The organism is Roseateles oligotrophus (assembly GCF_014204525.1).
Lineage (GTDB): Bacteria > Pseudomonadota > Gammaproteobacteria > Burkholderiales > Burkholderiaceae_C > Paucibacter_A > Paucibacter_A oligotrophus_A.
Window position 1 is genome coordinate 1 of the sequence record NZ_JACHLP010000019.1, and the last position, 9,756, is coordinate 9,756.

Annotated in this window: 13 protein-coding genes; 9 read left to right on the plus strand and 4 right to left on the minus strand. The window is 64.7% G+C overall.

Translation table 11 applies throughout. From position 1 onward, the window contains the following. Positions 1-288 precede the first annotated feature (288 nt). From HNP55_RS23780 to HNP55_RS23795, 4 genes are all read left to right on the plus strand, one after another. On the plus strand, positions 289-594 hold the full coding sequence (locus HNP55_RS23780) for an NIPSNAP family protein (RefSeq protein WP_184304877.1): 306 nt from the start codon (positions 289-291) through the stop codon (positions 592-594). 194 nt (positions 595-788) lie between these two features. Then, complete coding sequence (locus HNP55_RS23785; RefSeq protein ID WP_184304878.1) at positions 789-1,205, plus strand: hypothetical protein; 417 nt, start codon at positions 789-791, stop codon at positions 1,203-1,205. 19 nt (positions 1,206-1,224) lie between these two features. Further along, positions 1,225-1,740 carry a GrpB family protein gene (locus HNP55_RS23790; RefSeq protein ID WP_184304880.1) on the plus strand — a complete coding sequence of 172 codons (516 nt, stop codon included), beginning with the start codon at positions 1,225-1,227 and terminating at the stop codon, positions 1,738-1,740. An 11-nt stretch (positions 1,741-1,751) separates the two neighbouring features. Beyond that, positions 1,752-2,903: a DNA/RNA non-specific endonuclease gene (locus HNP55_RS23795; RefSeq protein ID WP_184304882.1), complete on the plus strand. Its 1,152-nt coding sequence runs from the start codon at positions 1,752-1,754 to the stop codon at positions 2,901-2,903. On the opposite strand, the gene HNP55_RS23800 is transcribed toward HNP55_RS23795, so the two are convergent. The 4 genes from HNP55_RS23800 to HNP55_RS23815 are packed head-to-tail and all read right to left on the minus strand — an operon-like array spanning position 2,900 to position 6,449. Beyond that, a complete protein-coding gene (locus HNP55_RS23800) occupies positions 2,900-3,493 on the minus strand; it encodes a membrane integrity-associated transporter subunit PqiC (protein WP_184304884.1) in 594 nt (197 codons plus the stop codon). The genes HNP55_RS23795 and HNP55_RS23800 overlap by 4 nt on opposite strands. After that, on the minus strand, positions 3,493-4,530 hold the full coding sequence (locus HNP55_RS23805; protein ID WP_184304887.1) for an MlaD family protein: 1,038 nt from the start codon (positions 4,528-4,530) through the stop codon (positions 3,493-3,495). Before HNP55_RS23805 ends, HNP55_RS23800 begins: the two co-directional genes overlap by 1 nt. Beyond that, positions 4,527-5,309 carry an ABC transporter ATP-binding protein gene (locus HNP55_RS23810; protein ID WP_184304889.1) on the minus strand — a complete coding sequence of 261 codons (783 nt, stop codon included), beginning with the start codon at positions 5,307-5,309 and terminating at the stop codon, positions 4,527-4,529. Before HNP55_RS23810 ends, HNP55_RS23805 begins: the two co-directional genes overlap by 4 nt. A 3-nt stretch (positions 5,310-5,312) precedes the next feature. Continuing rightward, positions 5,313-6,449, minus strand: a complete 1,137-nt coding sequence (locus tag HNP55_RS23815) for an MlaE family ABC transporter permease (protein ID WP_184304891.1) — start codon at positions 6,447-6,449, stop codon at positions 5,313-5,315. 132 nt (positions 6,450-6,581) lie between these two features. Here HNP55_RS23815 and HNP55_RS23820 point away from each other — a divergent pair, with 132 nt between their 5' ends. From HNP55_RS23820 to HNP55_RS23840, 5 genes are all read left to right on the plus strand, one after another. Continuing rightward, positions 6,582-7,418, plus strand: a complete 837-nt coding sequence (locus HNP55_RS23820) for a cysteine hydrolase (RefSeq protein ID WP_184304893.1) — start codon at positions 6,582-6,584, stop codon at positions 7,416-7,418. Then, positions 7,415-8,626 (plus strand): nicotinate phosphoribosyltransferase, encoded by a 1,212-nt coding sequence (gene pncB / locus HNP55_RS23825; RefSeq protein WP_184304895.1) that lies wholly within the window; start codon positions 7,415-7,417, stop codon positions 8,624-8,626. The genes HNP55_RS23820 and pncB overlap by 4 nt, the downstream gene beginning before the upstream one ends. Before the next feature lie 187 nt (positions 8,627-8,813). Then, positions 8,814-9,119 (plus strand): DUF6516 family protein, encoded by a 306-nt coding sequence (locus HNP55_RS23830; protein ID WP_246448646.1) that lies wholly within the window; start codon positions 8,814-8,816, stop codon positions 9,117-9,119. Next, positions 9,100-9,447, plus strand: a complete 348-nt coding sequence (locus HNP55_RS23835; protein ID WP_184304897.1) for a DNA-binding protein — start codon at positions 9,100-9,102, stop codon at positions 9,445-9,447. Before HNP55_RS23830 ends, HNP55_RS23835 begins: the two co-directional genes overlap by 20 nt. A 103-nt stretch (positions 9,448-9,550) precedes the next feature. Further along, positions 9,551-9,709 (plus strand): VOC family protein, encoded by a 159-nt coding sequence (locus tag HNP55_RS23840; protein WP_184304899.1) that lies wholly within the window; start codon positions 9,551-9,553, stop codon positions 9,707-9,709. Positions 9,710-9,756: the final 47 nt, after the last annotated feature.

The window sequence follows — 9,756 nt, forward strand, 5'->3', positions numbered from 1 at the left end:
CGCCTGTTCCGCCGTAGCGGTGGTTTTTGTCTTGCTTGGCATTCATGCTCCTTGTCGACATGCTATGCCTCACACACAAAGTTTCTGACAGGCTCAGGTGCTGGAGCGGGTGCGCCTGATCCGCGGCATCGGGGCCACGGAGACGAGTATTCATTTGCAGACCTACAAGGCTTCGTGATTTTGGGGCGCTTGTTACGCCACGAGCATGGGACGGGAAGCGTATAAGCTGTGCCGGCCCGGTGTTAGCCGGGCTGCGACTTTTCAAGTTCAAACAAGGAGCTTCACCAAATGATCACCTGCCATCTGCGCTACGTTCTTGATCCAAGCAAGATCAAGGAGTTCGAACACTACGGCAAGGTCTGGATTCCTTTGGTGAGGAAGTTTGGCGGCATTCACCACGGTTACCTGCTTCCTTCTGAAGGCGCCAGCAATATCGCGCTCGCCTCTTTTTCCTTTCCCTCGCTGGCAGCTTATGAGGCTTATCGGATCAAGTCCTTCGATGATCCAGAGTGCCAAGCGGCGTTCAAGTACGCCGAGGAAACGCGTTGTTTCCTGAGTTACGAGCGCAGTTTTTTCCGCCCGGTGTTCGAGTGAGCCTGGGCCGTCGATCCGGCTTCAGCCAATGACCGAGCTCACAACGGGTTGCGGGAGGCTAGGTTCAGACCTGCTGCTCGCTGAACCGCCAGAATCGACCCGTTGCCGAACTTCAACTCGCCGAAGTTTCCTCTCAAAGCAGTAATTCTTCGGCAGGTTGAAGTGTGTTGAGGAAACGCAAGCCTTCAGCCCCCATGCTCAAACCCCTCTGGGTCTTCCCCTGCACCGCGCTGGGCCTCCTGGCCGCGCTGCCGCTTTGCCTTTTCACCCCTGCCAAACTCAGTCGTGTGGACGGCAATATCGAGTTGGTGGTGTTCCCGGGCGAGACGCCCAGCAGCTCGTGGCTGGCGCGCCTGCCCTTCGCCGCCATCACCCTCGGCCAGGTCATTCTGGCTTGCAGCGAGGCCGATCTGGCGCGCTTGCGGCGGCATGAGCAGGCGCATGTGAGGCAGTACCAGCGTTGGGGTGTCTTATTTCTGCTGGCCTATCCCGCAGCCAGCCTGTGGGCCGCCTTGCTTGGCCGCCACCCCTACCGGGACAATGGCTTTGAGATCCAGGCCAGGCGCGAAGACGCAAGTCCTGCCGCTAACTGCAAATCAGAGCAGATCTGAAACCGCGACCTTATCCTTCATGCCCATCACACTGCTTGCCCACAAACCCGAATGGCCGCAGGCCTTTGCTGCCGAGGCAGCGCGGCTGAGCGGTCTGATGGCGGACGAGATGCTGGCCCTGCACCACATCGGCAGCACGGCGATTCCCGGCATCAGCGCCAAGCCCATCATCGATATGCTGATGGTCGTGCGCGATGTGGATGCGCTGGATCGCAGGGCGCAGGCCCTGCTGGATCAGGGTTACGAGGCCATGGGCGAATACGGCATTGCGGGCCGGCGTTACTTTCGCAAGAGCGATGGTGCGGGCCGGCGCAGCCATCATCTGCATTGCTTCGCGGCGGGTAGCGCGGAGGTGGGCCGGCATCTGGCTTTTCGGGACTATCTGCGCAGCCATCCCGACGAGGCCCAAGCCTATGGCTTGCTCAAGCAAGCGCTGGCGCAGCGGTTTGCCGATGACGAGGGGGCGCGCTACGTCGAGGGCAAGACCGACTTCATCCGCCAGGTCTTGGCCAAGGCCGCCGGCCCCTCTTCATAGCGAGGCCCCGCATGTCCGACGTCTTCCTCAGCTACTCCTCCAAGGACAGAGACCTGGCCCGCCGGGTGGTGAACCTGCTGCTGGACCATGGCTGGTCGGTCTGGTGGGATCGGGGCATTCCGGTCGGGGCGGAATGGGCGCCGGAGCTGGAGGCGGCCCTGGCGCGCACCCGTGCCGTGCTGGTGCTGTGGACGCCCGACTCGCGCGCCAGCGAGTGGGTCCACCATGAGGCGGCCATAGGGGCGGAGAAGGGCGCGCTGCTGTCGGTCTTGCTGGACGGGGCGATGGTGCCGGCCGATTTTTCGGCCCACCAGGCTTGCGATCTGTCCCGCTGGGACGGCGACCCCAAGTTCGCCGAGGCCGAGGCCTTGTTGCTGGGGCTGGCCGCCCTGGTGCCGCCTTCGCGGCTGCGCGAGGTGAGGCCGGGGCTTGATCTCGCTTTTTTCTCCAAGCGCAAGCCGCTGGGTTTGCCGGCGGTGACAGGACCCGCCGTGGTGCTGCGTTATGTTCACTTCACCGTGGTCATGCACCCGGGCCGGCGGCTGGCGCATTACGTGGCTTACAACGTGGCGGGTCAGGCTATGGCTCCGGTGCCCAGCGAGATCAGGCAGGACTGGACGGCCGATCCCTTGGTGCCTCGCTCGACCCAGATCACCGTCGCCCTGACCACCCGCAGCGACTACCACCGCGGCCATCTGGTCTCGCCGCAGACGGTCAGCTGGGGCGAGCCCGTCATCGCCGAGACGGCGGCCCGCCACGCGATGTTCCTGCCCAATATCTCGCCCCAGCATGCCGATGTGAATCTGGGCTCCTGGTTGCAGCTGGAGCAATGGGAGCGCGGCCTGGCGCTCGAGCACAAAAAAATCATCGGCTTCAGCGGGCCGGTGTTTGCCGCGGACGACGCCGTGTTCCGTGGCGAAATGGAGTTAGAGGATGGCGTCAAGGCCATGGACAGCTTCCACCTGCCCCAGCATTTCTGGAAGCTGGTGCTGGCCCCGGGCGGCCGGGGCGGCTTGCAGCTGGCGGCCTATCTGGTGGCCAATACCAGCCGGGACAAGCCGGGCGCGGCGCCGCAAAGAATCGGGCTGCAGGACTTGGAGGCGCGCACCGGCCTGCGCTTCCCGGAGCCCTATCACCAGGCCAGGCCTTTGGCGGGACTCTAGCGCGCCTGGGCCAAACCGCCCGCCACCGCCCGGGCCAGTTCCGCCAGCACCTGGCTGTGCGCCAGGGCGATACGTTCGGGGTCGCGCGAGCTGGCCTGGGCCTGGAAGACACCGTGCTGCCAGGGTTTTTCGCCCTGACCTTCGCGCAGCCAGCTCCAGTGCGCCTCTAGCAAGACCTGACCCTGGGCGTCGGCCTCCAGGCGGCGCACGTCTACCCAGAGCAGCCAGGCGGGGTCGGCGGCATTGGCCTGTGGGCGCAGCTTGGTCAGCGTGACGCTGCGGCCCAGCAGGGCCGACAAATCATCGGCCAGCACCCGCGGCAAGGCCTCGCCCAGCGGTTCGGCCCAACGGGCGCTGTCGCGGTAGTTCAGCTCGCCCGGGGCGATGCGTTCCAGCAGGGGATTGCGTTTGACGTAGTCGGGCAGGATCACCCGGTCCACCACCACGCTGGCGCTCAGCCGGGGCAGGGTGGCCAGAACCTCCAGCGGCTGCGCCTGCAGCACGAGGCTGCGGGGCGCCGGGGCATCGCTGGCGCAGGCGCCGAGCAAGGCGGCCGCCAGCATGGCCCCGCCCAGGGTTTTGCGACTCATCATGGCTGCTCCGCTTTCCTGTTTTGCGTTGAGGGGGGGGCCTCGGCGGCTGGCTTGCTCTTGCGCCCCCAGATCAAGACCTCGGGTTTGCTCTCCACCGTGTCGGAGAGCTGGCGCAGGCTCAGCGCCGTGTTTTCCAGCTCGCGGGCGGTTTGCTCCAGCTGCCAGACGGCGGTGGAGTCGCGGGTGCTCAGGTCGCGCAGCGAGCGGGCAGCGGCGCCGACCTCGGCCACACCCTCGCGCAAGCTCTTCAGCGTGGAGGAGTTCTCGGCGCTGAGCTGGCTCAGGCTGTCCATGGCCGCGCCGGTCTTGTCGGCCGCCTGCTGCATGGCGGCCAGGGATTCCGCGGCGCGCGGCAGCACGGCTTGTTTTTCAATCTGCAGTTCCAGGCGCTCGATGGCGACCAGGGTGCGCTTGAGGCTGGCCATGGTGCCGCCGGCATTGCCGATCAGGGTCTTGAGCTCGGGCGAGTTGACCAGGGTCTTGAGCGCGGCCATGGTGCTGCCCAGGTCGGCAATCATGTCCTCGATAGGCAGTTGCTCCAGCCGCGCCGTCATCTGGTCGAAGCGCGAGGGCAGGGTGGGGATCTCGCCCATCTCGTTGGAGAGGCCGTAGAGCCGCTCCGGCGTCTTGGGCTGCAAGGACAGGTCCACCATCAAGAGGCCGGTCAGCAGGCTCTGGCTCTGCAGCTGGGCGCGCAGGCCCAGGCGGCGCATACCGTCCAGATCGGCCACGCCGGTGCTGCGCAAGCGCTTCTCGGCCTCGGGTGAAAACTCCACCACCACCGGGATCAGGTATTTTTTGGTCTCGGGCGAGACGGTGATGCCCAGCTTGGCGACCTGGCCGACCTTGACGCCCAGGAACACGACGGGCGCGCCGACCTGCAGGCCGTAGACCGAGCCCTCGAAATACATCACCGCCCGCTCGGTCCGGTGGAACAGGCTGCCGCGGGCCAGGGTCATCACGGCCACAAAGGCCAGCAGCAGGGCGCCGATCACAAAGGCGCCCACCAGGGTGGGGTTGGCTTTTTTGCTCATGCTTTGCTTGCTTCCATCTCGGTCTCGCCACGGCTCAGGAACTCGCGCAGCTGCGGCCCGCCATGGGCCAGCAGCTCGCGCGGTGCGCCCAGGGCCAGCTGGGTCTTGGTCTTGGCGTCCAGGAACACCGCCCGGTCGGCGATGCCGAAGATGCTGGGCAGCTCGTGCGTCACCATCACCACGGTGGCACCCAGGCTGTCGCGCAGGGCCAGAATCAGCTCGTCCAGGTTCTTGGAGCTGATGGGGTCCAGGCCGGCCGAGGGCTCGTCGATGAAGAGGATTTGCGGGTCCACGGCCAGGGCGCGGGCCAGGCCGGCGCGTTTTTTCATGCCGCCGCTGATCTCGCTGGGGTAGTAGTCGTCAAAGCCGCGCAAGCCCACCAGGGCCAGCTTGAAGGCGGCCAGCTCGGCGATCTCGGCCGGCTTCAGCTCGGGGCAATGCTGCTCGATGATGAGGCTGACGTTTTCGTTCAGCGTCATCGAGCTCCACAGCGCACCGCTCTGGAACAGCACGCCGAAGCGGCGCTGCAGCAGGCGGCGGCTGGCTTCGTCGCCGGCCCAGAAGTCCTGGCCCTGGATCAGCACCTGCCCTTTGGCCGGCGCCTGCAGGCCGATCAGATGGCGCAGCAAGGTGCTCTTGCCGCAGCCGCTGCCGCCCATGATGACGAAGATCTCGCCGCGCTGGATCTCGAAGTTCAGCCCCTGCTGGATCAGGCGCGAGCCATAGGCCATGCTGAGGTCTCGGACGATGATGGGGGCGATGCTGTCTGGCCTGCTCATCGCTTAGATTCCCAGCTTGTAGAACATGATGGTCAGCATGGAGGCCGTCACCACGATCAGCAGAATGCTGGTCACCACGGCCGAGGTGGCGGCCTCGCCCACCGCCTGGGCGCTGCGCCCGCATTGCATGCCGCGCAAGCAGCCCGACAAGCCCACCATCGCGCCATACACCGCGCCCTTGAGCAGGCCGACCCAGAAGTCGGTCAGCGTCAGCACCTCCAGGGTCTGGCGGAAGTAGGCCGTGGCATCCAGGCCGAACACCAGCATGGCCACCAGCGCGCCGGCCAGAATGCCCATCACGCTGGAATAAACGGTTAGCAAGGGCGTCATGCACAGCAGGGCCAGCACGCGCGGCAGCACCAGGAACTGCATGGGCGCCAGGCCGGTGGTGCGGTAGGCGTCGATCTCCTCATTGACCTGCATGGTGCCCAGCTGGGCCGCAAAGGCCGCGCCCGAACGGCCGGCGATGACGATGCCCGTCATCAGCGCGCCGATCTCGCGCACCATGCCTATGCCCACCAGGTCGGCGATATAGATTTGCGCGCCGAACATGGCCAGCTGGGCCGCGCCCATGTATGCCAGGATCAGGCCGACCAGAAAGCTGATCAGCGAGACGATGCCCAGGGCTTGCGGCCCCACCTGCTCGACGATGGCCCAGAAGTCGCGGGCCCGAAACCCGCCACGCCCGCCCAAGGTTTGCAGGCCGGCCAGCAGCAGCTCGCCCACAAAGCGGGCGAATTCCAGCAGGTCGCCCCACAGCGTCAGCGTGGCCTGGCCCAGCTTGTGGACCCAGCCGAAACTGGCCTGGCTCTGCACCTCGGGCGGCTGGCCCAGCTGGGCCAGTTGCAGCAGGCGGCGCAGGCCCTGGGGCAGGGCCGAGAGATCGAGCTGGGCGCCTTGCGCCTGCAGCTGCAGGCTCAGGCGATTCAGCAGCAGGGCAAAAGCGCTGTCCCAGGCGCTGACCGCGCCGGCGTCCAGGCTGATGAGGGGCGGCTTTGTGCCGGCCGCGCTGCCAATTTCAAGCCCGGCCCGGGCGATCAGCTCGGCGGCGCTGGGCAGGCGGTCCTGCAGGCACCAGGAACCCTGGAACACCCAGCGTTGGCCGGGCTCGGTGGAGCCGGGCGGGGCTGCTGCGGGCATGACATGAAAGCGCTCCATGTCTGAGTCATCGGTCGTTGGGATGCGTTTGAGTGTCGCACGGGCTTGGCCTTGTTCCGCTTGCCTTGTGCATGCGGGTACATTGAGATCCAACTCTGTTGATCCGATGAAGCCGTGAGCACCTCTTCCAGGCCTTTTCTCCACCTGCTGGTCGTCGATCCGCAAAACGATTTCTGCGATCTGCCGCCGCAGCGCTGCGCGCCCGCCCACAGCCCGGCCCTGCCGGTGGCGGGCGCCGATGCCGATATGCAGCGCCTGGGGCGCTTGATCGAGGCGGCGCAGGCGCGCATCGACGCGATCACCGTCACGCTGGACTCGCATCACCGCCTGGACATCGCGCACCCGGCCTTCTGGCAACAGCAGGATGGGGGTCAGGTCTTGCCCTTCACCCAGATCACCGCCGCCGCCCTGCGGGCCGGGCAGTTCCGCCCCCGCCGGGCCGAGCATGGCGAGCGCGCGCTGGCTTATCTGGAGGCCTTGGAAGCCAGCGGCCGCTACAAGCTGATGGTCTGGCCGGTGCATTGCGAGATCGGCAGCTGGGGCCATGCGGTCCATGCCCGCGTGCATGCCGCCTACCGGGCCTGGGAAGAAGGGCGGCAACGCTCGGTCGGCAAGATTTTGAAGGGCAGCAACCCTTGGACCGAGCATTACAGCGCCCTGCAGGCCGAGGTGCCCGATGCCGCCGACCCGGCCAGCCAGCTCAACCGCGAGCTGCTGGCGCAGCTGAGCCAGGCCGACGAGATCTGGCTGGCGGGCGAGGCCTCCAGCCATTGCGTCCGGGCGACGGCGGAGCATCTGGTCCAGCATCTGCCGGAGCGGCTCTTGCCGCGCATCACCCTGATCACCGACTGCATGAGCCCGGTGGCCGGCTTTGAGGCCCAGCAGGCCGAGTTCTTCGCCGCCATGCGGGCGCGTGGCCTGCAGCTGCGCGGCAGCGAGGCCTTGCGATGAGCGGGCCCGTGATCAGCAGCTTGCTGGAGACCGATCTCTACAAGTTCACCATGTGGCAGGCGCTCTTCAACAGCGCCTACAACGACAACGAGGCCGAGTACCGCTTCGTGTGCCGCCGCCCGCCTGCCATGCCGCTGGCGGCTCTGAAGCTCGCTGTGGTCCGTGAGGTCGAGCATCTCTGCTCGCTGACCTTCCAGGAAGACGAGCTCGACTACCTCCGGTCGCTGCGCTATATGAAGAGCGGCTTCGTCGACTTCCTTTCCATCTTCCGCCTGCAGCGCCGCTTCCTCAGCATCGAGACGAGGGGAGATGCGCTGGAGATCGTTGCCCGCGGGCCGCAGGTGCACGTGATGTTCTTCGAGATCTTCGTGTTGGCCATTGTTGGCGAGCTTCACGCACGCCGGTTCCCGCGGGAGCAGGCTTTGCTGGAGGGGCGCCGCCGTCTCGCCGAGAAGATCGAGCGATTGCGTGGCTTTGAGCGCGAGGCGGGCGTCCTGTTGGCAGAGCAGCCGTTCAGCATTTTCGACTACGGCCTGCGCCGTCGGTTCAGCGCTGCATGGCACGAGGAGGTCGTTCAAACCCTCACGGCCGAGTTGCCCCAGTTTTTCAAGGGGAGCAGCAACGTCTATCTGGCCAAGAAGCACGGTCTTACGCCAATTGGCACCATGGCGCACGAGTACCTGCAGACCTTCCAGGCCGTGCGCGACGTGCCGCTTCGCAATTTCCAGAAAGCGGCCCTCGACGCATGGGTCCAGACCTACCGCGGTGACCTGGGCATCGCGCTGACCGACGTGGTGGGCATGGAAGCCTTTCTGCGCGACTTCGACCTGTTCGACGCCAAATTGTTCGATGGGCTGCGGCATGACTCGGGGGACCCCGTCGAGTGGGGTGAGAAGGCGCTGGCGCACTATGCCAAGCTGCGCATCGACGCGCGGACCAAGCGTCTCGTGTTCTCCGACAGCCTGACCGTTGAGAAGTCCATCGCTCTGTGGCGGCACTTCAGCCAGCGGGCTCAGACCGGCTTCGGTATCGGCACCCATCTGAGCAACGATTTCGGGCCGGCCTATCCGGCACTCGAAATCGTGATGAAGCTGGTCCGTTGCAACGATCGCCCGGTCGCGAAGCTCTCCGACTCGCCCGGCAAAACCATCTGCGACGACGAGACCTTTCTTGCGTATCTCCGCAGCGTCTTCAACGTCGCTGGCTGAGAGGGGCGGGGCGCCGGGGCGGTGGGGATATTGCGTAAGGAGGCGGTGCGGGAATCATGGCCAGGTTCGGAGCGGTGAACTGCACGGCCTGGCGCGAGCTCGTTGAATAAGCCGTCGGCACAGAACACGTTCGGCGTCTTACCGCGACTCGTTGGAGTCATTGACAACATTGCCCAGCGTTGGCATCATGTCCAACATGAAGGCAACGCTGATTGCGCGAACGCGGATCGTCTATTCAACTCACGCATTTGCTGAGTTGGTCCTTTGGCGAGTCCCGTCATCTGTGCCGGGCTCCGCTCACGAATTCAAGTATCGATTGGCCTACGTTGTCGACTCGGTGTGCGTGGTGCGCTACGACAACGAAGTTGGAAAGGGAGATCATCGTCATTTTGGCGAGATCGAGAACACCTACAAGTTCAGCACACCAGAGAGGTTGATGGCTGATTTTCAGAAGGACATTGCGAGGTGGGACGATGAAAACAGTAGTTCTTGAGGTTCGCTCGCCCGAGGAATCCATGGCGAACTTTGCACAGTCTTGGAAGACTGGAAAGCCTGAGCGGTCGGCACGAATCAGCTTCGCAACCCCGGAGTTGCTTTGGCAAGTTCTCACGGCGAAACGCTGGGAACTGCTGAAGGCGCTTTGCGGTGCCGGGCCAATCTCTATCCGCGAAGCCGCTCGTCGCGTTGAGCGCGATGTGAAAGCCGTTCACTCAGACATCACCGCCCTGCTAAATGCGGGTGTTCTTGATCGTGCCGAAGGTGGGGGCATCGTCTTTCCATTCGAGGCAGTCAAGGTTGAGTTCTTGCTCGAAGCGGCGTAGAGCTTTCATGAAGGAGACGCCGAATCTGGCCGTCCCTTACGTCGAACGCTAGTCCTCGCAGAGTCCTTTCTCACAATCAGGCGCACATCGATAAGAAATGCTCATGAACGCAAAGCTCGGCACCATCATCATCTATGCGAAAGATATGCAGAAGACTGCTTCGTTCTATAGCAGGCATTTCGGGTTCAAAACTACGGGTGACGTTGTTGAAGGCCTAGGGTGTGTTGACATTCGAGGTAACAATACGACTCCAACCCATTGATCTGGTTGGAGGGACGATGCGTAAACAACTTCGCGATGAGCAATGGA